This window comes from Njordella calcicola (assembly GCF_056494125.1).
In genome coordinates this window covers 613,350-634,849 of record NZ_CM151396.1, presented here as the reverse complement: position 1 = coordinate 634,849, position 21,500 = coordinate 613,350, and the positions used below count along the sequence as shown (strand labels likewise).

The 21,500-nt window shown below is 52.1% G+C and carries 19 protein-coding genes; 9 read left to right on the top strand and 10 right to left on the bottom strand.

Annotated elements, in window-relative coordinates; all coding sequences use genetic code 11:
• Window positions 1–18: 18 nt before the first annotated feature.
• The 6 genes from SH302x_RS02350 to SH302x_RS02325 all read left to right on the top strand — a co-directional run bounded on the left by SH302x_RS02350 (window position 19) and on the right by SH302x_RS02325 (window position 4,172).
• Window positions 19–1,320, top strand: a complete 1,302-nt coding sequence (locus tag SH302x_RS02350; protein ID WP_479367043.1) for a hypothetical protein — start codon at window positions 19–21, stop codon at window positions 1,318–1,320.
• Between the two features lie 91 nt (window positions 1,321–1,411).
• A complete protein-coding gene (locus tag SH302x_RS02345; protein ID WP_479367041.1) occupies window positions 1,412–1,768 on the top strand; it encodes a hypothetical protein in 357 nt (118 codons plus the stop codon).
• Window positions 1,768–2,412 carry a hypothetical protein gene (locus SH302x_RS02340; RefSeq protein WP_479367040.1) on the top strand — a complete coding sequence of 215 codons (645 nt, stop codon included), beginning with the start codon at window positions 1,768–1,770 and terminating at the stop codon, window positions 2,410–2,412. The genes SH302x_RS02345 and SH302x_RS02340 overlap by 1 nt, the downstream gene beginning before the upstream one ends.
• On the top strand, window positions 2,409–2,780 hold the full coding sequence (locus SH302x_RS02335) for a hypothetical protein (protein ID WP_479367039.1): 372 nt from the start codon (window positions 2,409–2,411) through the stop codon (window positions 2,778–2,780). Before SH302x_RS02340 ends, SH302x_RS02335 begins: the two co-directional genes overlap by 4 nt.
• Before the next feature lie 9 nt (window positions 2,781–2,789).
• Window positions 2,790–3,767, top strand: coding sequence for a DUF1559 family PulG-like putative transporter (locus SH302x_RS02330; protein ID WP_479367037.1), 978 nt, complete (start codon window positions 2,790–2,792; stop codon window positions 3,765–3,767).
• 12 nt (window positions 3,768–3,779) lie between these two features.
• On the top strand, window positions 3,780–4,172 hold the full coding sequence (locus tag SH302x_RS02325) for a hypothetical protein (RefSeq protein ID WP_479367036.1): 393 nt from the start codon (window positions 3,780–3,782) through the stop codon (window positions 4,170–4,172).
• Between the two features lie 108 nt (window positions 4,173–4,280).
• On the opposite strand, the gene SH302x_RS02320 is transcribed toward SH302x_RS02325, so the two are convergent.
• Complete coding sequence (locus tag SH302x_RS02320; RefSeq protein WP_479367035.1) at window positions 4,281–5,717, bottom strand: Gfo/Idh/MocA family protein; 1,437 nt, start codon at window positions 5,715–5,717, stop codon at window positions 4,281–4,283.
• Between the two features lie 338 nt (window positions 5,718–6,055).
• On the opposite strand from SH302x_RS02320, the gene SH302x_RS02315 reads away from it, so the two are divergent.
• Complete coding sequence (locus SH302x_RS02315; RefSeq protein ID WP_479367033.1) at window positions 6,056–7,381, top strand: leucine-rich repeat domain-containing protein; 1,326 nt, start codon at window positions 6,056–6,058, stop codon at window positions 7,379–7,381.
• 67 nt (window positions 7,382–7,448) lie between these two features.
• On the opposite strand, the gene dxs is transcribed toward SH302x_RS02315, so the two are convergent.
• From dxs to xseB, 3 genes are all read right to left on the bottom strand, one after another.
• Window positions 7,449–9,347 carry a 1-deoxy-D-xylulose-5-phosphate synthase gene (dxs, locus tag SH302x_RS02310; RefSeq protein ID WP_479367031.1) on the bottom strand — a complete coding sequence of 633 codons (1,899 nt, stop codon included), beginning with the start codon at window positions 9,345–9,347 and terminating at the stop codon, window positions 7,449–7,451.
• 1 nt (window position 9,348) lies between these two features.
• A complete protein-coding gene (locus SH302x_RS02305) occupies window positions 9,349–10,296 on the bottom strand; it encodes a polyprenyl synthetase family protein (RefSeq protein WP_479367029.1) in 948 nt (315 codons plus the stop codon).
• A 384-nt stretch (window positions 10,297–10,680) separates the two neighbouring features.
• On the bottom strand, window positions 10,681–11,040 hold the full coding sequence (gene xseB / locus SH302x_RS02300) for an exodeoxyribonuclease VII small subunit (protein WP_479367027.1): 360 nt from the start codon (window positions 11,038–11,040) through the stop codon (window positions 10,681–10,683).
• A gap of 175 nt (window positions 11,041–11,215) precedes the next feature.
• Here xseB and SH302x_RS02295 point away from each other — a divergent pair, with 175 nt between their 5' ends.
• On the top strand, window positions 11,216–12,595 hold the full coding sequence (locus SH302x_RS02295; protein WP_479367025.1) for a hypothetical protein: 1,380 nt from the start codon (window positions 11,216–11,218) through the stop codon (window positions 12,593–12,595).
• 129 nt (window positions 12,596–12,724) lie between these two features.
• Complete coding sequence (locus tag SH302x_RS02290; protein WP_479367024.1) at window positions 12,725–14,428, top strand: ABC1 kinase family protein; 1,704 nt, start codon at window positions 12,725–12,727, stop codon at window positions 14,426–14,428.
• 35 nt (window positions 14,429–14,463) lie between these two features.
• On the opposite strand, the gene SH302x_RS02285 is transcribed toward SH302x_RS02290, so the two are convergent.
• The 6 genes from SH302x_RS02285 to SH302x_RS02260 form a co-directional block, all read right to left on the bottom strand.
• Window positions 14,464–15,645: a formylglycine-generating enzyme family protein gene (locus tag SH302x_RS02285; RefSeq protein ID WP_479367022.1), complete on the bottom strand. Its 1,182-nt coding sequence runs from the start codon at window positions 15,643–15,645 to the stop codon at window positions 14,464–14,466.
• 237 nt (window positions 15,646–15,882) lie between these two features.
• The gene (locus SH302x_RS02280; RefSeq protein WP_479367020.1) at window positions 15,883–17,304 is read right to left on the bottom strand and encodes an O-antigen ligase family protein; all 1,422 of its coding nucleotides are present in this window, start codon (window positions 17,302–17,304) and stop codon (window positions 15,883–15,885) included.
• Window positions 17,305–17,372: 68 nt separating this feature from the next.
• Window positions 17,373–17,573 carry a hypothetical protein gene (locus SH302x_RS02275; protein ID WP_479367018.1) on the bottom strand — a complete coding sequence of 67 codons (201 nt, stop codon included), beginning with the start codon at window positions 17,571–17,573 and terminating at the stop codon, window positions 17,373–17,375.
• Between the two features lie 22 nt (window positions 17,574–17,595).
• A complete protein-coding gene (gene gmd, locus SH302x_RS02270; protein WP_479367017.1) occupies window positions 17,596–18,603 on the bottom strand; it encodes a GDP-mannose 4,6-dehydratase in 1,008 nt (335 codons plus the stop codon).
• Window positions 18,604–18,771: 168 nt separating this feature from the next.
• Window positions 18,772–19,797 (bottom strand): GDP-mannose 4,6-dehydratase, encoded by a 1,026-nt coding sequence (locus SH302x_RS02265; protein ID WP_479367015.1) that lies wholly within the window; start codon window positions 19,795–19,797, stop codon window positions 18,772–18,774.
• Window positions 19,798–19,934: 137 nt separating this feature from the next.
• Window positions 19,935–21,410 carry a S1C family serine protease gene (locus SH302x_RS02260; protein ID WP_479367013.1) on the bottom strand — a complete coding sequence of 492 codons (1,476 nt, stop codon included), beginning with the start codon at window positions 21,408–21,410 and terminating at the stop codon, window positions 19,935–19,937.
• Window positions 21,411–21,500 lie beyond the last annotated feature (90 nt).

The following is a 21,500-nucleotide window of genomic DNA, read 5'->3' as shown; positions in this document are numbered from 1 at the left end:
GGGCACAGTCTCCAAGCTATGTTCGGTTCCAGCTTAATCATTCTACTGATACCAGCGATTGCGCTGCACGTCGTGGTGCTGATCCTCGAGAGCGACAGCCACGACACCGGACTTCCGCAGTACCGCTTGCTGCGCAGCTTGGCGAACTACCTTATTTTTCTGGGGGGATTGGGTTTCACTCTCTTTTTGCTGAGCAGCATTTTTATAGTTTTGATTCCCATCGTTTTGACTCTATTGCTGATGGCATTTGGTATTCGCAGGCGAATTATTGACCGTAGATTCATTTCGGCCTTACAGTACGCAGAAGACTTACAACTTTCCAAGCAACGCGTCGTCGCATCATTCCAAGAACTTCACGCACAAGACACTTCTGCTGGAATTCGACGAGCGGCAAAACAGATCAATCAAGCGGGCACACTCGCGCAGGCAGTGAAGGCGGGTAAGATCGATATCGCATTGGATGCTTTTCTCGCTCTCGACCATCCGCTCGGTGCCCAGAGTAAGCGTCTCACCGAAGCTCGCGCAAAAACTGGTTTGGCATGGGATTTATTCCCTTCGTACCTAAGCTTCTCTCGCTCGCTTCAATATCTTACTTTTCTGACTTTTTGCACGGCCTTATTTGCTGTTTGGTATCAAGTCTTCTTGTTTCAACAATTCCAACTGTTGTCGAGCGACTTTAATCTAAACGCCGTAGGGTCGAATGACCTCCAGCCCGGTACGGTCCCAGCTTTAAACCAGCTAACTCTTTTTCTCGGCCGAATCCCCACTCATTATCTAACCTACAGTCTCGTGATCGCGGTTCTTATTTTGATGATCGCGTGCTTGGCTGCTTGGCTACCCAGCCCAAAACTATGGACCGTGTGGCAGATAGGACGCTGGTGGGCATTTGGCAAACTTTGGAAAGCGATCACACTGCAACACGTCGGATCAGCGTTGATCGATGGCAACAAACTGGCTGATATTACCGAACCGTTGCGAGTCCATCATCCGATTCGCCAACTCAAAAAACAGATTCGGCGACTGAACCAAACGATTCAATCCGGCAACGATCCAATACCGGTGTTGCTGAGCCTTGGCTGGTTGCCCTCCCAGCCCAATGAACACATGACACTTGACCAGCCCACAGATTCCACTCACGTTGGACTCATGATCTGGCAACACGGCCAGCAGGTCGCCAAAGAATACCATCAATTTTGGAGAGCCGCCGCTTTTCAAGTAAAGTTATATGGCACACTCTGCATCGGATTGTTGGTATTGTGGTATGGGACACGAGTATTCGAAGTCCTAACCAAAGTGATATTTCATACGCTCGAATATTAAACGATTGCCTGCCAAAAGTTCGATTATGCTCCGTTACATCAACAAGAATAAATGTCGCTCCGGATGGTGGATCTTGGAAACACTTGTCGCCATGGCTATGTTTTCAGTGGTCGTATCAGCAAGTCTATCGGCACTACGTTCGCTGCAATCACATGCACGACTTAACCAGTTCCACGAAGCAGCAAGGCTCGAAGCCGAAAACATCGCTCAATGGATCAACATCGCTTCCCAGGACGTTTTGGTAAGCGACCAAGAGTTTTTAACACTTCCGGATCTGTTTCCAACGATGGCCATGCTACGGGAGCTGGACGATACGGTGATTCGAGTGCAACGATTCAGCGAGCCAGATGATAAAATTGAATTCGATCGATTTGAGATCACAGTGGCCTTTACCCCGCAAGTCGCTCAACGTGCTCAAGTCACACTGTCGGTCTGGAGGGTCTGGTAATGAAACTCCCCCGCTTCGAATGTTATGGAAAGTTAATCATCCCAAAGCGAAAAGGATCGTCTATTCTGGAAATGACTGTGGCGATTGCCATCGCTAGTTCGTTCGCCGCCTCCGCTATCCCATGGACAGTCAAAGCCATCAAACTCTATGAGACGATCCAAACATCACAGAATGAATCCATCGTCATGCGAGACTGGATTAGTCAACTGCGATCGGATGCTGAAACAGCAGCAACATGGGAGATCAGCGACCAGAAGCTAGTTTTAACGACGCTCGATGGGCAGCAAGTGGAATGGTACGAAACCAAATCCACTTTGCAGCGGGCGGCTCCGGATTCCAACAATGAAACGAAAGTAGCCTGGTATCGCCTTCCGAAAAACATTAGATGGCAACTCAGCGATATCGAAAAACACCCAGACCTGCTACGCATTGTTCTGCTACGCGGTACCGAGGCCCTCGATCTCCCCGCTGAACACTCCGCCAATAGAACAACGCAACTCGGCTCCCCTACCCCGCCCTCGCCGCTCGTAGGCAGCGTGATATTGATCGCGTTTCCGAAGTACCGCTATGAAGTCACTCGAGACATGAATCCATCTCAGAGCACTTCTAAAGATCTACTACAAGCCACCAAGGAACAGCCATGATGAAACAAAAACGTAACGCTACAGCACTGCCAATCGTTATTGTCGTACTTGTGATCTCTGGAAGTATCATGGCCGCAATATCGAGCACGATGAGTGTTTCCGCAATATTGCAGAACCACAGCGCGGCAGAAAGTCAAGCTCGCTACGTGATGAACGCGGCCGCCCAACGCATGCAACGCTTAATCGAACTTGAGCCCAACACAACTCTGGATAATTGGAAAACTGTCATCGGTAAAGAAGATGGTTTGGTTCAATTGACTGTGGAATCTCGAATCGTCGCAGATACCCGTGATAGCCTCCTTGTATCGATCACATCCAAATCCGTAATCGCCGCTGATACTCCTCGTAACTCCACTTCAGAACAATAAGGCAAACCTATGTCTAACAAGCATCGATGGTTCTTTGCGAGATTGCCACATCGCGACGGTCCAAGCAATCGCAGCGCGTTCACGCTGGTTGAGTTGCTCGTTGTCATTGCCATCATCGGGATCATGTCGGGTATGTTATTGCCAGCAATTCACAGCGCTCGCGAGTCGGCACGGGCGTTTACGTGCCGATCGAATCTGCAACAGATCGCTCTAGGCATCCGTGGTTATGAACAGGTCTATCGATACCTGCCAGCAGGCACGAACTCAGCCACTGGCCCCGTGCGCAGCGTCCCCGTTGGGTATCATCACAACTGGCTGTCGGCTACCCTTCCCTTTGTGGACCAACCCAATTTGTTTCGCGCAATCGACTTCTCTTCAAGTGTCTACGCGGACAGCAACATCAATGCGAGAAAGGCAACTCCCCCGACTTTTCGATGCCCAAGTTCAGCGGTACTTGCGCCTTCGATCATCCACTCGGACTATGCGGCATGCTCCCACAGTCAAGAGTCACCGATTGATGACACAAACACCGGACTTTTTTTACGTAATGTACAATTGCGAGTAAGAGATGTGACCGATGGCATGTCTTGTACATTGATGATCGGTGAAAAATTGACCGACCCCCTAGATCTTGGCTGGATGTCAGGAACGCGAGCAACACTTCGCAACGGTTACCTAGCGGCGTATGCTCCGAAGACTCCGGTTACCGTAAGGGGCTTGGCTGCAGATTTTGCACCGAACGAACTAACGGAGCAAACTGCAGAAGATCAATGGAGCGACTATGATGACCGACGAGTCCATCGAGGCTTCCGTGGTCACCCAAGCAAGCCGCTGGAAGTTGGCGGTTTCGGCGGTTATCACACCATGTTCGTGCACTTGAGTTACGGGGATGGAACCGTCTGGACATGCAGCGATGCAATTTCCCCCAGCGTCCTTACTCAACTGGCCAATCGCAACGACCAATTACCGCTCAGCGTTCCCCAGTAAACCTTCAGCCTTATGAATCTACAGTCCATTTTTTACGTCGTGGTCCTCATGGCGGTCATCAGCAAGATGGCCAGTGAAGTCAAAGAAGCCCTCAAATTCTCTCTGGCTCAGTGGTTAGCGGCAGTGGTCGTTATAGCGGTAACGATCGTATTGTTTGCAATCCTGCTGCTGCTGCGAAAATCCACTCGAGCGAATTGGTGGCTGCATTCGCTGGCGTTTGCCCTCGCACTTCCTTGTGCTCTTGTCTTTGCATTCTCCCCGGAAGGTTTGGTACACAAACAGGCTTGGTCATTAACCGCTACTGGTGTGTTGCTAGTGGCCGCCGCAGCGGTTACCAAACGCTTCTATAAGCATGCCGTAACCGATCATGAGTTGCAACAGGAATCGAACTCCAGTTCACTTTAAAACACCCTCTTGGCAAGCCTTCCTGGAGCACAGGTCGCATATGAAAATGACAACAGGCAAGCTAAAGAGCTTGCCTGTTGCACTTCAAGAACCGTAATGGCGTTTTGACTAGGAGACTGGGACTGGCACGTCGTCCAGTTTCCAGCCTTCGCGGTACTCGCGCTTGACGAACTGATTGACTTCAGGCGCATTCGGGCTGGACAGTGACTTGGCATCCCATTCAATTCGCTTACCTACCGCACTGCGGAGCGCTACCACGCCGACCAACATGGTCTCGGTCAAACGGCCAGCATATCCAAAGTTGGACATGGTACCTGGCTGGTGTTCGCCGGTAATCGATTTGACGAATTCCCACTTCTGTCGCTCGTCGGTACCACCTTCGTATGGCACGCGAGGTAATGTCTGAGCCGGCTTGTCGAATTCACGGACTGCTTTGCCTTCACGAATCAAGTCGTATCTAGCGCCGTAATCATCCGGTGAGAAGATCATGCCATTGGTACCGACAACGACGGCTCCGCTGGTACCGCGTTGAGTTTGACCAGCTCGTTGAGCAGCAACTCGTTCTTGGAATCGCTCAGGCAATTGCTTAATGATGTCCTCAGGCGGTAGCTGACCACCATCGTACCAGTAGAAGTCGGTAGCCGCTAAGCCATCGCGCTCAGCAAATTCAAATTTCAACACCGAGTTGGAGGGATACTGCTCGTTATCGACAATTCCAGAGTTCGCGACTGCAGTAACGGCGATTGGGTCCCAAAGCTTGAGTGCCATGACAGGCATATTGGTTGTATGGCAAGCCATATCGCCCAAAGCACCCGTGCCGAAATCTAACCATCCGCGCCAGTTGAAGGAGTGATAAGCGTTCTCCTTGTACGGCCGCATTGGTGCAGGTCCAATCCAAGCATCCCAATTCAGTTCAGCAGGAATGGGATCTTCGCCATCAGGGCGACCTTGACCTTGCGGCCAAATTGGACGGTTGGTCCAAACGTGAACTTCTTTCACCGTTCCAATTGCGCCGGACTGGATGACTTCGACCGCTTCACGCAGGCCATTTTCACTAGTACCCTGGTTACCCATCTGGGTGACAACGCCCATTTTCTCTGCGGTCTCGCGCAGCATACGTGCTTCGGCCATCGACCATGTGAGTGGCTTTTGACAGTAGACGTGCTTCTTCATTCGCATCGCCATCATCGCAGCCAAAGCATGCGTGTGGTCAGGCGTACTGATGGTGACCATGTCGATCTTGTCGCCCAGTTGAGTTAGCATCTCGCGGAAGTCTTGGAACTGAGCTGCGCTTTCGAACTCACGTCCCTTCTTGGTCAATTCGCGTTTGTCGACATCGCACAAGCCAACGATGCTTACACCTTGCTCGGCAATATGACTGGTGTCGCTGCTACCTTTTCCACCGATTCCAATACAGCCTGCTGCTGGAGCTTCCAAAGCGGACGCGCGTGCTCGTTTTGGGCGTAAGCCAGTGCCTAACCAAACACCGGCACCGACTGCCGCAGTTTGTCCCATAAACTGACGACGTGATTTACGATTCGACATAATCTTGAAGCCTTTTGTTGAGTAAAAAAACGTGATGCAACAACTACGGTAGTCAACCCAGCTAGTTTGCGCCTACCTGCTGTCGCTGCCATATCTACAATCGTAGCGGAAATTTCCACTCCGCAGCTTGGCCGTAGTGACTTATAAAGTATACGTTCGAAGTGGAACGGGCTACAAGACACCTGCCGAAACTAAATCCGACTTCCCAATTTTTCCGCAATCCCTGTACGACGAAGACTCGCCCTATACACTCTTGTTAGTTGCTCGCCCATCCCAATCCCCACTGCCATCAGCACTGTATGTACACTCATTTCCTTAAATCACGGAGCGAATTTCGCATGCGACCCCACCTACCCTCAACCACCCGACTCTTGCTGATTTCATCGATCTTGGCCTCTGGCGGGTGCAAACCCACTCCGTCCCCATCCAAAACAGAATCGCCCGCGCCGACCTCCGCGGCCCCGATGGCTCCAACCGCTAAGCCTCAAGCCGATGACGCCGAATCGGTTGCTCAATTGGAAGCTGCAGGATTTGCATTACGCAAAAATGACGCTGGCAATGTCATCGAAGTTTCCATCTCGCGACCAGAGCCAATAGGCAGTTCCCTACCGCTCTTGGCCGGATTGCATAGCGTCCAAAATGTCCTGCTCTCAGGCCCCGGGACGACCGACGATGGCATGGAAGTGTTAGCCTCACTGGCGACTTTACGCAGGCTAGATCTCGGTAATTCGGCCATCACCGATGCGACCCTCGACCATGTTGCCAAACTCAAGAACTTGGAAGTACTCAGTTTGACTCAAACCGCCGTTACCGATGGCGGTCTGGCCAAACTAACCGACCTGCAAAAACTTCGTGCTCTCGATCTGAAGCGATCCAACATTACCGACCAAGGATTAATACCGATCGGCCAATTGAGTTCACTGGCCGACCTGCAACTAGAGCGAGCCAAAGTGTCGGCCGCCGGTTTAAAGGAAGTCACCAAACTGAAGAAACTCAAGTCTCTGAATCTCAACATCACGGGCATCAACGATGAGGCTCTACGAGAAGTCTGCAAAATCACTACGCTTGAATCGCTGCAGATCGACTCTACTCGCATCACCAACGCTGGCATGGCAGATATCGCGAATCTCACGAACCTCACTCGCCTTGCCATGCGCCTGTGCGACGTGACGGGCGAAGGGCTCAAGCATCTTGCCGGCCTAACAAAAATCACTCGGCTTGAACTGCGAGAAACATCTACGGACGACGCAGGCCTGGAAGTCATCAGCCAATTGCCAAACGTTAACTTCTTGATCCTTAACGAGTGCAAACTAATCACCAATGATGGGATCAAGAAGCTAAGTGCACTGACGAAGCTCAACACCCTCGAACTTTGGGAAACCAAACTGGATGATGCGGGTTTGAATGCGCTCAGTAGTTTGACCAACCTCAAAAAACTAAACCTTGAAGCGACCAAGATCAGCAACAAATCGGTAGATACGATTCTCCTGTTTCAAGAATTAGAAGACTTGAATATTGGAGGCACGCGTTTAGACGATGATGCCGCAACACGCTTGAAAGACCTTCCCAAACTGAAGAAGATCAACGTTCGTAACAGCGGCATTGGTTATTCAGGAATCGACGAAATCGCGGAAGCCAAACCGGGCATCGAGATCACCGAATAACGTCGACACCGACTTGCAGACGGTGCCGCAGCATAGCTGCTTAACAAAACCTCTCACTTCCTAGCGTTCAGCTAGGAAGATGATGCGTCAGTTTAGCTGACAGAGAAAGCGCAGCTTTGACAATGCCATCGCAGTCAAGTTCCAAACCGGCCAGCAACTCATCGCGTTCGGCATGTTCGACATAGCGATCAGGAATGCCCAGGCACCGCAGGCTGCGAGTGTCCCACCCCTGCTGGCACGCGTGTTCCAAAACTGCGCTGCCAAATCCACCTGCCAATTGACCTTCTTCCACGGTCAATACAAAACGACATTGTTCGAAGACCCGCTGTAACATGTCATGATCCAGCGGCTTGATGAATCTCGCATTAATGACCGCGACCTCCAAGCCTTCTTCGGCTAGCTTTGCGGCCGCTTGCAGCGCCTGCCTCAGCATCGCGCCACAAGCGATGATCGCGCCGTCAGTACCCCATTGGACGGTCTGGCTCTTTCCTAACTCAATGGGCTGAGCGGTGCGCGGAATCGCGGCAGCAGACGCTTTGGGATAACGGATCGCGGCAGCCGTATCTTGGTTTAAGGCGAACTTGAGCATGGGCTCAATCTCTGCTCCATCGGCCGGGGCCATCATGATCAAGTTCGGGAATGGCCGCATGTAAGCGATATCAAATACACCATGATGGGTCGGTCCGTCAGGACCTGCCAGCCCACCTCGGTCCATCATGAACACCACAGGCAGATTCTGAAGCGAGACTTCCTGGAACACTTGGTCATAAGAACGCTGCAAGAAGGTGGAGTAAATTGCAACAATCGGTCGCAGCCCTACCTTTGCTTGGCCAGCAGCAAACGCCACCGCGTGCGACTCACAAATGCCAACGTCAAAGAAGCGGTCTGGGAACTCTTCTCGAACCGGTTCCAGTTTGTTTCCTTGGCACATCGCCGCAGTCATGACCGTGACCAGCTTGTTTTCGCGCATGCAATTGCCCATCGCATCGCGAGCAAAATTGGTAAAGGGTACTTCGCTGGCAGTCTTGCGAAGACGAACCTCGCCCCCCTCTTCCTCAAATGCTGGAGGCGTATGAAAGAACACCGGGTCCGACGCAGCAGGCTGATAGCCGTGGCCTTTTTCGGTTACGACATGCAACAAGACTGGCCCTTGATGATGCTTAAGCATCTCAAAGTACTTCCGCATAATTGCAATGTCATGACCATCGATCGGTCCGATATAGTGGAATCCAAACTCCTCAAACATCATCCCGCCGACAACACCCGCTTTAACGCCCTCCTTGATTTGCGTTAACAAACGCTCGGTTGGGTCGCCCAGAACGGGCACGCGGTTCAAGACCTTGACCACTTCGGACTTCAAACCCGTGTAGAATGGATTGCTGCGCAAACGATCTAAATAATTGGCGACAGCTCCCACGCGCGGGCAGATCGACATCTTGTTGTCATTGAGCACAACGATCAGGTCTTTGTTTAGTTCGCCCGCGTTGTTCAACGCCTCGAAGACAATTCCCGAGGGTAATGCACCATCGCCGATGACGGCCACTGACTTGCGTTTGGATTGACCGATCAGATCATCGCCTGACTTCAGCCCTAAAGCGGTCGACACGCTGCAACCAGCATGGCCTGTCATGAACAAATCGTAGGGGCTTTCCACTGGATTTGGATATCCCATCAATCCACCACGAGTGCGGATCGTTGCGAATTCGTCGTAGCGTCCAGTGACCAGTTTGTGTGGATAGATTTGGTGCCCCGTATCCCAAATCAGCCGATCCGTCCGAAAGTCGAAGGTGCTGTGCAAGGCAATACACAGTTCGACAACGCCCAGGTTGGATGCAAAGTGAGCGGTTCGGGTCGCCAGCAAATTACACAGGACCGAACGAATTTCGCCTGCAAGCGATTCCAATTCGCCCAGCGACATCTCTTGCAGTTGGCTGGCATCCTTGAGTCGGGATAAAATTTCATGCATGTTAGTTCTTCCTTTCGCACACAAATCGTGCCAAGCCGATGAGCCCTGCCTTAGACGAGTCAAAAATCGCCAATGCTTCGATCGCCGCGTCTATCAATTCGACGGCACGACTGCGAGAGGCCTCGATTCCATAAATACCAGGGTAAGTCAACTTGCCCAATTTTGCATCCTTTCCGGTCTTTTTGCCCATATTTTCTGACGTACTTTCGACATCCAACAAGTCATCGACAATTTGGAACGCTAGACCAATCGCCTCACCAAACCGCGCCATCGCGGCTAGTTGCTCTTCATCCGCACCGGCCGCCAGAGCCCCAAGTTCAGTAGAAACACGAATCATGGCCCCTGTCTTACCCTTGTGAATCCGACGTAATCGGTCGGCATCGCCAGACCGCTCTCGTTCCGCCAGAATATCTTCCATCTGGCCGCCCACTAGCGCCGAAGCACCGGCCGCCTGCGAGAGTAACTGGACGGCACGGCATCCCATAACTGGATCGGAAAAACCGTAAGACAAGCAGGCGAAGGCTAACGGTTGCAGGGCATCGCCCGCCAGAATTGCAGTCGCTTCGTCAAATTGAATGTGACAAGTCGGCCTTCCACGCCGAAGATCGTCGTTGTCCATAGCTGGCAAATCGTCGTGAATCAGCGAATAACAGTGGATGGCTTCGACGGCAACAGCCGCTGGCAAAGCAACCCGAAAGTCAGCTCCCATTGCTTCCGCGGCAAACAACACCAGCAAGGGGCGGAGTCGCTTGCCGGGTGCCAACCACGAGTACTCGATCGCTTGCCGCAGACGAGCCGGGCTGCCAGAACAAAACCGATCGACGGAGGCATGGATCTCCGCGTCAATTTGCGGGAGGAAGTACTGACGCCGCTGCTGAAACACGGCCACTTCCGTTAGGAAAGCCGGATCGCTAGCGACTATTGGGCTGGATGGTTCTGCAGAATTCACCGAAGTCGATCTCGAAGTAACAAATTTGTGTTCCGGTAGTATACCGAAAGGCCAACTTTTCGTGAGGTTCCAATTTTGAAGGAATCTGTAGGCTGACTTTTGCCAGCCCCTGCAACCGGTTTTTCCGGCAATCTTTCTAAGCAACGGCTCCTGGGACCGCCGCATTGAACCGCATTCCCATACACGAGACATCTTAGGAACTGTCCCGATATAACTTCCGCATTTTCGTTGAACCGCGTGGGCATCGCCCCGCGCTTGTATTGCGACAAACGCGGCCCGCTGGGCACGCGGTTAAACTAGAAAAGCCGGTTCATATCGGGAAGTTATTTCGACAAATCCTTATTGGGAGTGGCCGTGGGTAAGGCTCCTGCGCGTGAGGCAACCTCAAAACAAGTCATCTGTCTTAGACGGGTTTTTCTTGGCCGTTGAGGAGCGACGCGAACTGCGTGAAGCAGCCTTTTCCTCCAGGCTGCTGGCCGCATCATCAAATTCCTGCGTTGTGAAGCTGCCATCCGGGGCGACGTCCTGCAGTAACTCGACACGCCGCGTAGCATCCGCCAGTTTGCTTTGGCAGAATCGCAGGTGGCGAATCGCTTGATGGTACGCCGCCAAAGACTGGTCCAAGCCTAAAGTCCCCTGCTCTAACTGCCGCACAATCGACTCAATTCGAGCGAAAGACTGCTCAAAAGCAACCGGCTCATCGTCGTTTTCGGGCTGACTATTTTCGGGCTGACTATCGGACACTCGGGACCCCCTTAAGTTGTAATTGCCTGTACACCAGTCGCTGCAACCGCTACATCCCGCAAAATTTGAATTCGGGTTTCCTGATTCGCGGCGACTCCGCTGCAATTCTAACGAAGATCGAAGCAGATTTGACATATGAAATAAATAGGTTGAGCAACAAATTCTGAGTTGCTCAATGGAATCCGTGAGCCCAAAGTTTCGAATTCGCATGGACCGTAACTCCAAGGACAAATCGAGCAACCGTCGTGTCAAACGCCGCGTTTCACCGCTTAGCAAGGTGACTGAGCCCCCGATTCGTCAGTTGCGAAAGCGCCTCAAGATGCTGCGCGACTACCACGTGGATTCGCTTTCCCAACGAGCCGGCGATGTCGAATTAGCCGTCGAGTCGGTAATCTTCGAACAACTGATGCGGCATTCCAAAGATGCTGCTGAAAACACCAGCAGCGAAAGCACGCCGCTGCACGCGGTACTTACCGATGTGCAATCGGCGGTACAACAGTTAGCACAACAACGAGAAAACGACCGCTTAGAACACCAGCGGTTGATGGAACAGTACGTTAAACTCGTCGAACTTACTGAATCCATGTCAGCCGACGCAAAAGTTGGCTTTGAGAGCGTCCAGCAACTCTCGAGTCTCGTCACACATGACCAACCGAAGATCGACCCTCGCGAACACGCTAAAGCCCTCAACCAGCTAAATCAACTGCGATCTGAGTACGACGAACTACTTAGCTATCTGGAAAACAAGCCCTTTCAGGACGCCAACCCAGACGAAACGATTCCGTCCACAACTTCTTCAGATGCTGAATATGAAGCGTTGAGGAATCAAATCGCGGAACTAACGCTGGAACTTGCGAAGGCGCGCGAGGAAAGCTTACTTCACTCGTTGATTGCAGAACGAGAAGCGCCTCCGGAAAATGCATTGCAAAACGATTGCATTGCCACTCTGCGCGACCAGTTGCTTCAAGAGCGTCAAACGATTGTCGAACTGCGTTTACAAATCGACGACCTCAATGCAAAGCTCCGGACATTAGAACCCAACGGGGCAGCATTGAAAGAATGCCTGACTTGGGACCAACAAAAGGTCTTGTTGCTGCAGAAACTGGAAGGCGAATCGAGCCAAGACGAACTCGATCCCAACAAACCGCTCGAAATTCACGCTTTGATCGAACGCACGGACCGCGAGATCGCGAAACGAGACGGCGAGATCATGGAATTGAAACGCCTGCTGGCCGAACAATCCACCGCTTCGCAATCGATCGCCATCGGAGCCGCAGCAGTCGCTGAACTACTGGATCATGATGACTTTATCAAGGAGGAACGCGAAAACTTGCGCACGCTTCAAGAACAATGGCGAGCCAAGTTGCGTGAAGCCGAAGTCGAAATATCCTTGGAACGAGCAAAGATTGCTCGACAGCGATCAGAACTAGAAGAACGCATGAAAGACTGCGAACGTTCGATGTCTCGCGCGGAAGAACCAGCAAACAAAGCCTCCGCTGGCTCGCGGTGGTTATCACGGTTAGGACTAAGCGACAATGCGCCTCCAAGCACCTGATACCACGACGACAAACGGGTGAATCCCAGTCGCGCCCGTTCGTTTCTCCCAGGTCGAGACTATAATGTTTAGCGAGCCGTTCCGTGGCTCGCATCCGACATTGGAGAAGCAAGCTCTTCGCTACGACGCATGAGAATCACCAGCATCCCTCGCATCTACCGCAACCTGCGCCGTTGGAACGAGATTATTGCCGTTTTGCGTCGTTATGGATTGGCCGATTGGCTCAGCCATATCCACGTCGATTTTGTCCGGGACTGGATCAAAGATGCTTCCGGAACTCCGCTGTCAAGCTACTCTCGCGCAACTCGCATCCGATTAGCGCTGATGGATCTGGGGCCTACCTTTATCAAACTGGGACAAATTCTTTCCCTACGTCCCGACTTGGTAGGCAGCGAGATTGCCACGGAATTGCAGCAACTACAAACGCACACTACCTCAGATAGCTTTGATAAAGTCGAACAGATGGTCTGCAGCGAACTGGCTGGCAAGGTATCTGAGTTCTATTCAAGCTTTGATCAAGTTCCAATAGCATCAGCATCGATCGGCCAAGTCCACTTTGCGACGCTTCCAGACGGAACGCCCGTGGTGGTGAAAGTGCAGCATCACAACATTCGCAATAAAGTTGCGGAGGATCTCGCGATCCTGGCCGGCCTGGCCAACCTAGCTACGAAAATCCCGGAGCTTGCCGCCTGGCAACCCGAAGAAATGGTCCACCAACTTTCACGGTCGCTGCACAGCGAATTGTCCTTCGAACAAGAACTGCGCAATCTGCAACTGTTTCAAAAAGAGCTGTCGCATCATGAATTGCTGAAGATTCCGCAGGCCTTCCGCGAGTTGTCTACCGATCGCATCCTAACCATGGAACGGATCGGTGGAGTCAGCTTGCAACATCTGGCTGATGACGCGAAGTCCTCTCAAGTTGACTTGGGGTCGTTGGCAGAAAAACTCGCGAACCTGTATATCGACATGATCTTTCGTATCGGTGTTTATCACGCGGATCCACATCCTGGAAACATTCGCGTTCTGGAAGACAACACCCTAGCCCTGCTGGATTTCGGCATGATCGGTCGCATCGATGATCGCTTGCGAGAAATCATCGAAGAGATGCTCATGGCTATCGTTTCCAGCGATTCAAGATGGTTGACGATCTTAATCAAACGAGCCGGACGAGTACCACCTAATATCGACGACGGGGCCTTGGCTCTCGACGTCTCTGAATTCGTCGGTGTCTATGGCTCACAACCTCTCGATAGCTTTGATCTCACCGGTGCACTCAGCGATGTCACCGACATCATGCATCGCCATCACATCGTCCTACCATCACCGACAGGCATGCTGATCAAAACACTGGTGACATTGGAAGGCACCATCCGCTTACTCAACCCGCCCTTCAGTTTGATGGAAGCGGTCCGACCTGCGTTTCGCGAACTGCGTCTCCGCAGACTTTCACCGGTGCGTCAAATGAAAAAGATGCGACGGATGTACGCCGAAGTTGAGGATCTACTAGAAAAACTGCCATCGCAAGTCAGTGGCGTGATGGACTTGTTGCAACGTGGTCAGATGGACGTTCGACTTTCGCACCGTGGACTAGGCCCTTCGGTGAATCGTCTGGTTCTGGGATTGCTGACCAGCTCATTATTGCTGGGCTCATCGATCTTGCTGGCTTACAAAGTCCCGCCTCTGCTATTCCAAAAAGAGTCTTGGTGGGGACTGAAAGATGTTTCGCTGATTGGAGCTCTAGGCTTTATTGTCAGCGTGCTGATCAGCCTGCGATTGTTGATCGCCATTAATCGCTCAGGTCACCTGGATCCCAGCCAAGATGACCAAAGCTGACCTTTATAGTTTGAGCGTCGGAGGCAAACCGCAGGCTAAGGATTCGCTTTGCCTAAATCGCTGGCCAATTCCGGTACCGGCAAACCGAGCACACCTCGGCCCTCTTCCAAACGAATGTCAACGTCTTCTTGAATCATCTCGTTATCGATGTCCCAAAACTTGTCGATCATTTCCTTATCCAACGGTTTTGCTGAACGTACCAATCGCATGCCAACTGCGCGGGCCGGATCATCGGTAAACCACCAGGGAGAGAGAGGGATATTTGGATCAGAGTTCTTCCAATCTTCATCTTCGGAGCCCATCCGCACCGCAGTTCGTACACGATCCGCAGCATCTTGAAACCCTCCGCCACGAACAGTCCGCGACGACGCATCGGTCGGCCACACAATCGCGTCTTTCCAATCGACAACTTCTGCATCAACAGCCGGATAGCCCTCGGAGGAATAACCATCAATGACCCACTCCCAAGCGTTGCCGTGCATATCATGCAATCCAAATGCGTTGGGAAGAAACGAACCAACTAGTGCTGGCCCATCTTCGGCATTACCCGAAAACGCAGCGAACATTTCGAGCTGGGAGGCATCCTCACCAAAGCTGTATGCGGCAGCGGAACCGGCTCGCGCGGCATACTCCCATTCCGCTTCAGTCGGCAAGCGATACTGCAACCCGCTCATACCACTCAACCATTTCGTGTATTGCTTGGCCGCGTATTGAGTCATCGTGACAGCAGGCTGCTTGGGATCATCGCCATACTCGTAGGTGTGACTAGGTTCATACAATGGTGTAGGAGCCGTGATGGCATCAGCGCGATTCTCGTCGGTAATCTTTCGAATCCCCGAGCTAACATAGCGTTTGAAAATCGAGTACATGCCCATAAAGGTCTTGTACTCGGCCCAAGTCACCTCCGTCTTGCCAATCCAAAATGCCTCGACCTTTACCTTCTTCTGCGGTCCTTCATCATCACTGCGATTAGCCTCTGTCTCAGGAGAGCCCATCAGGAATTCACCCGCGGGAACTGGAATCATTGTAAACTCGATCCTCGTCCCTGGGATCTGAGCTGTGTATGGCACCATATACATGCCATCGACTTCTACAAACGGTCCCTCGGAAGGCTTTTCCTTAGACCAACCGAGTGTCGCCTCCGAGGAACCATCAGCCAGTAGCGATGTAGCGAACAACAGACCCGTCAACAACGCCGTACAACAAATAAGTTTCATCAGGAAAATGATTCTATCGTTAAAGTAAAAAACCAAGGCAACCCTGCCTTTGCAAAAGACCAGTGATTGTACTTGGCAACACTCGGCGGTGGGTATCCCTCGTGCTGCGACTGCCGTCACAGTACAAATCGCAGTATAACCCAAGCCGCCCCTCGGTCCAACAGTTGCTCAATCCAAGGCGGTTTACCCGAGGAAACCTTTGCCATAGTCGATTGTGCAGTGAGTGTACGTCCGCTTCTAAGCAGTGGTTTCAACCGCCGGGCTTCCTACCGCAATCGATTTCTCCGTAAGCATCACAATTGGCAACATGGTGATGGCAAACCAAAGCATGCTCAGGCTGTCCGGAAACGCTCCTAACACAGGCGATTCCACCAATCCGATGACCAAAAGAAAGACAATAACGATCCGAATCACCGCATGATTCCAGCGGATGGCAGCCCCCACATTCAGCAATAGGATCAGACCCACTAACATCCCGCCTGGAACACCAAGTGCCAGCACCGGATGCAATAAGATATTGTGGGAATGCCCCGAGTTGTCTTCCATCACAAGCGCCGTCGATCCAACTCCCCAACCAAAAACCGGACGCTCCGTCGACTTCTGGATTGAGTACTTCCAAATATCGGTTCGCCCGGTACCGGTTTTCAGCTCTTCTGATGAACCTGTCTTTGTTGTCTTTTCCACCAAACGCTCGGTCACAAAATCAAATCCAATTGTGCCTTCGATGGCTAAATAACCAAAGACTAAAGCAAGAGCTCCCATCGCGATCGCCAAATACGTTTCCTTCCGTTTCAACAGTGGCAACATCACGACCGCCGCCGCCAAAACACCGGCAACCACGGGCGTACGACTGAGCGATGCATACAAGACCCCCGCCGATAACAGCGACAATGGTAAGATCCAACGCCAATTAAGATAGCCTTCCGCGATCGCGGCAATAGCCAGAAGGACCGTCAACACTGCCGTTCGTCCCAAGATATTCGGATGCGCCAAACCACCGAAACGCTCCACTGTTACGATGTCGTTCATCACCTCTTTAAACGTCGCTAAATCAGGCGCGACAATATAAAGCCCGATACTCGCTAAAGAGTATAAAACGGTGCCCGCTAAAGCCACGAGTGTCAAACGTCGGATACCAAATTCGACCAGCATCGCGATGGTGACAATCAATACCGAGACAAAGCTAACAAAGCTGATCAAGGCACGATTGGGCAACAACGCCATCGGGATGGTGACAAGATGCCAACCAGCCAGTGCTAACAAAAACAAGCCCGGTACACTAACCAGAATACGTCGCACAGCAGGCCGAAACCACCAAGCCCAAAAACCCACGCCCAGCCCCAACATCATGAAGCATAACTTGAAAATGATCTGGAACGTTAAGTTCGACTGCCCTGCGCCTTGAATCTCTTTAGCGATATCGATGTTGTTGCCAAAGAACATCCCAAGGAAACAGAATTGAAGCAGAAGCGGGAACAAGACGACATCAAAGTAACCCAATAAATTGATTCGAGGTCCAGCAGCAGCCACCACTTGACCGATCTCCGCACTTTTCGGCGCGCTAGACCTAGGTTGCGGTGGCAACGTGATCGATCTACGGCGGGTCGGTATTCCGGAGTCCATGAGAATGGCAAAGTAGACAAACGAGCGAAATCCCATTGCATACGTTCACAGATCCGCAAGTTGCTAACGGGAAGACCGAATTTCGTTCGTTGAGCCGTGAACAGCTACAATCTCGCTAAGATAATCTGCTGGTCAGAAAAACCAAAGAAGGACAGCAGCTTTGTTTTCACTTGCCGATGGTAAAAATTACCGACACTGCCGGTTCTAGCGGTCTTAACGACGATTCCCCAACGGCACAGCGCTTGCCCTTCCTTCAGGACCGCAATAAAAAATCGCTCGGGGATACCGAGCGATATAAATGCCAAAGATGGTGACTGCGAAAGTGCCTTAGGCAGCGCGATGTACTCGCAGTTGCGTCCGCTGCAACATCAGCTCGCGTTCAGCATGCTCCAAATCGCTCTCTACCATCATGTGGACCAGTTGAGCTAAGTCGGTCTTGGGCTTCCATCCCAATTGACGTTCGGCCTTCGTCGGATCAGCCAGCAACAAATCGACTTCCGCTGGGCGATAGAACTTTGGATCCATCACTACGTATTCACTTGGGTCCAAGTCGACATGGGCGAAAGCCAGATTGACGAATTCGCCGACCTTGCTTGTCACACCTGTACCAACCACGAAATCGTCGGCTTTGTCTTGTTGCAACATCAGCCACATGGCTTCCACATAGTCACCTGCAAATCCCCAATCGCGTTTGGCTTCCAGATTGCCCAATCGCAGTTCGCTTTGCAAGCCGCACTTGATGCGAGCCACCGCGTTGGTGATCTTTCGCGTAACAAACTCCAACCCGCGTCGTGGCGATTCATGGTTAAACAGAATGCCAGAGCAAGCGAACATGTTAAAGCTCTCGCGATAGTTGATTGTCAAATAGTGGCTGTAGACTTTGGCTACACCATATGGGCTGCGAGGATGAAGCAGCGTAGTTTCACGTTGCGGTGTCTCATGAACAAGCCCATACATTTCGCTGCTACTGGCCTGATAAAAACGAATCGAAGAATCAACGCAGCGAATGGCTTCCAAGACTCGTGCTGTCCCCAAACCGGTCACATCGCCGGTGGTCAGCACTTGGTCCCAACTCGTGCCCACAAAACTTTGCGCGGCCAAGTTATACACTTCCCTAGGACGAACCTTTTCGATCAGCTTGTACAAAGACGCTTGGTCGGTCAAATCGGTGCAGTGCAGATTTAAATCGTCTTCGATATGGCTGATGCGCTCAAACCCCGGAGTACTTGCACGACGAAAAGTACCATGGACTTGATACCCCTTCTCCAGAAGCAATTCGGCCAAATACGAGCCATCTTGGCCGGTGATACCAGTGATTAGTGCGGTCGATTCCATTCTTTCCGTTACTCCAATGTCGGTTATCCAAATGCGTGACCTAGGGATGCAAGGTTCACTTCAACTTCAGTCGTAGTAATTGCCAAGCGAGCTCAGACGGCTGACGAGGCAGGTTTAACAAAATGGGTAGATTGAACGCTATACCAATTCAAAAAACCCATCCAAAATCTATGCAGCTCGTTTTCGCCCCAGTGCCAACCCACACAATTCGAGATCATGTTGCACCATCATTTGCATTAAACTGCAAATACTAGTCGTGGCTTGCCAGTGCAAATCACGCCAAGCAGCCGATGGATCAGCCAATGGCGTTAGCACATCGTTGGCTCGAGCAAATCGCGGATCGATCTGGACATAGTTTTGCCAATCAAGACTGACTGCATCAAACGCAAAATCAAGCAATTGGCGAATTGTCGTATGACGACCTGTCCCAACAACGTAGTCGCGAGGTTGGTCGGCTTGCAACATCCTCCACATGCAATCTACGAAATCACCGGCATAGCCCCAGTCTCGGCGCGAATCAATATTGCCTAACATCAGGACATCCTGCTGCCCCGCCGCAATAGCCGCCGCCGCAGCAGAAATCTTTCGCGTCACGAAGCTGACCGGGCGTCTGGGCGACTCGTGGTTGAACAGAATCCCGCTACAAGCAAACAAACCATACTGTTGGCGATACACATCAATCAAGTTGTGCGACGCAGCTTTTGTGACGCCATAGGGTGAAATAGGGCGCAGCGGAGTCTGCTCATTTTGAGCCCCCCCCTGAGGTCGACCAAATACCTCGCTCGAACAAGCATAAAATAAACGGCAGGCAGGGCTCAAGCGACGCACCGCTTCCAAAATCTTGGCCGTTACACAAACATTGGACTGAATCGTCCCCACAGGATCATTCCAACTGTCGGGAACAAAACTGACTCCTGCCAAATGATAGATTTCGTTGGGTTGATCGTCTGCCAGCAAACGATCCCAAGCGCTTCCATCCTCCAGCGAAAATGGTCGATAGTCGATGCCTGAAATGAAAGCGGAATCGGATTCAAACCGACTTTGATGAAGCTTTCGATGGCTCTCGGGACGTACCAATCCAATCACGTTATAGTTTAAATCCAGCAAGTGCCTTGCCAAATAATAACCGTCTTGGCCGGTAATGCCGGTGATGATTGCTGTGCGAGCTTTCTGCTCTTGCGCCTTGCCATCCATGGAAGTCGTCACTCTGAAGGTTGCGAGCTACTCAATCGATCCAAATAGACCTTCCCTTATGCCCAATTCCGCCCACGCATGTCAAGACAGCATCGGCCTGAATCAATCGGGGAACAAACTTTCACCCAGCCGCTTTGCTAGCGTATTTGCTTTGGACGCTTTCCAAGCTTAACCGTCAGCTCAACCTGCTCGGCCCCCCGCAGTACCTTGACCGGCACTGAAGCCCCCGCATCTAGCTCCCCAATCAACCGAATCAATTCATCCGAGTCCTGGATTGCCTTGCCATCCAGTTCGACAATCCGATCCCCAATCTTCAATCCCGACTTTAATGCTGGTGAAGCATTGCCATCGGCGAAACGCATCACCAACGCACCGGGTTCCTGCGTCTGCGATGCTCCAGCCTGGTCGAAACTGTCGCCGGCCGCACTTACATCCGACATCAGCCTGGACGCGCGGGCAGCAAGCTGCAATTCCACTCCCAGCCAACCTCGCTCGACCGCGCCGGTTGCTCGAATCTGTTCATAGCACCGTTTGGCCACTCGGCTTGGAATAGAAAAACTAACGCCCCGATAGGACTCGCCCAAAATCGCCGTATTAATGCCGATCAGCCGGCCCTGATAATCAACCAACGGCCCGCCACTGTTGCCAGGATTGACCGCAACATCGCTCTGCAGCAAATCGCCATAGCGCGGCGTGAGGATGTTGGACGCTTGATATCGAGTCCCACTCAAATCAACCCGATGCTTGCTGGAAATGATGCCGAAGGTAATCGAGCCACTCAAGCCAAAGGGACTGCCGACAGCCCAAACCGAAGACCCGACGGTCACTTGCTCGCTGTCGCCCCAATCGATGGGCAGCAGCCCGTCGGCATTGATCTTTAGAACCGCCAAGTCGGTCGCCGGATCCGAACCCACGATCTCCGCTTGCAAGCGGCGTCGATCGCTCAGCAAAACTTCCACCACGTCGGCCTCTTCAAGAACATGATGATTCGTCAAAATATAACCGGCGGCATCGACAATCACGCCACTGCCCTGCCCGATTGCATATTGCTTGACGTAATCGTCTCCATCCAGCAACGATTCCAGGCTGTTGCGAGGGACTCGATTTCGCTGACGCACGTCGACGTGCACCACCGATGGCGTCACCCGCTGGCTCACAGCCTCCGAAATCTGCGATAGTCCGTCCAAACTTATGCTGTTCAGCCGTTCCCCAGCAGCTTCATGCTCAGCACGCAACTGCCCTCGATACCAGCCGTAGCGAGCAGACTCCAATAATGGGGGCAGAAAAAATCGAACCGCCGAAAGTAATGTCAAGACGATGGCTAGAGAAGCCACGGTCGAAATTACGGCAGATTGCCAACTGGCTTGAGCTTCGCCCTTGCGATGGGAGGCGGCAGATGAGGCAAGTGAAACTGAGGCCGAACTAGGTTGACTCGCGGTGGCCGCCTCGAAGTCCGCTGGCTGCACATGAGAATCCACTTCGCTCAGCTCCACATGAGCTAACGCGTTGGATACCTGCAAAGGCTCATGGGCGACTTCGATACACGAAAGTACCACGTCAGGAGTTGTGATGATCAGGGCATCGGTATGGGCGGATTCTTTTTGGCTAGCCATCCATTTCACTCCACTTAGTCTGGTGCGGAACTTTCCGATTCCATTCTAGCCGCATTAGCGTCTAGCTGGCAAACAAATATCTTGGTTTAA

What these genes read in the sequence shown, in the direction of transcription:
- SH302x_RS02335 (WP_479367039.1), top strand. Translation starts at nt 2,409, where the DNA reads ATGATGAAACAAAAACGTAACGCTACAGCACTGCCAATCGTTATTGTC.
- SH302x_RS02320 (WP_479367035.1), bottom strand. Translation starts at nt 5,717, where the DNA reads ATGTCGAATCGTAAATCACGTCGTCAGTTTATGGGACAAACTGCGGCA.
- SH302x_RS02285 (WP_479367022.1), bottom strand. Translation starts at nt 15,645, where the DNA reads ATGAAACTTATTTGTTGTACGGCGTTGTTGACGGGTCTGTTGTTCGCT.
- gmd (WP_479367017.1), bottom strand. Translation starts at nt 18,603, where the DNA reads ATGGAATCGACCGCACTAATCACTGGTATCACCGGCCAAGATGGCTCG.
- dxs (WP_479367031.1), bottom strand. Translation starts at nt 9,347, where the DNA reads ATGCATGAAATTTTATCCCGACTCAAGGATGCCAGCCAACTGCAAGAG.
- SH302x_RS02345 (WP_479367041.1), top strand. Translation starts at nt 1,412, where the DNA reads ATGGCTATGTTTTCAGTGGTCGTATCAGCAAGTCTATCGGCACTACGT.
- SH302x_RS02325 (WP_479367036.1), top strand. Translation starts at nt 3,780, where the DNA reads ATGAATCTACAGTCCATTTTTTACGTCGTGGTCCTCATGGCGGTCATC.
- SH302x_RS02350 (WP_479367043.1), top strand. Translation starts at nt 19, where the DNA reads ATGTTCGGTTCCAGCTTAATCATTCTACTGATACCAGCGATTGCGCTG.
- SH302x_RS02260 (WP_479367013.1), bottom strand. Translation starts at nt 21,410, where the DNA reads ATGGCTAGCCAAAAAGAATCCGCCCATACCGATGCCCTGATCATCACA.
- SH302x_RS02265 (WP_479367015.1), bottom strand. Translation starts at nt 19,797, where the DNA reads ATGGATGGCAAGGCGCAAGAGCAGAAAGCTCGCACAGCAATCATCACC.
- SH302x_RS02330 (WP_479367037.1), top strand. Translation starts at nt 2,790, where the DNA reads ATGTCTAACAAGCATCGATGGTTCTTTGCGAGATTGCCACATCGCGAC.
- SH302x_RS02340 (WP_479367040.1), top strand. Translation starts at nt 1,768, where the DNA reads ATGAAACTCCCCCGCTTCGAATGTTATGGAAAGTTAATCATCCCAAAG.
- SH302x_RS02290 (WP_479367024.1), top strand. Translation starts at nt 12,725, where the DNA reads ATGAGAATCACCAGCATCCCTCGCATCTACCGCAACCTGCGCCGTTGG.
- SH302x_RS02295 (WP_479367025.1), top strand. Translation starts at nt 11,216, where the DNA reads ATGGAATCCGTGAGCCCAAAGTTTCGAATTCGCATGGACCGTAACTCC.
- SH302x_RS02280 (WP_479367020.1), bottom strand. Translation starts at nt 17,304, where the DNA reads ATGGGATTTCGCTCGTTTGTCTACTTTGCCATTCTCATGGACTCCGGA.
- SH302x_RS02315 (WP_479367033.1), top strand. Translation starts at nt 6,056, where the DNA reads ATGCGACCCCACCTACCCTCAACCACCCGACTCTTGCTGATTTCATCG.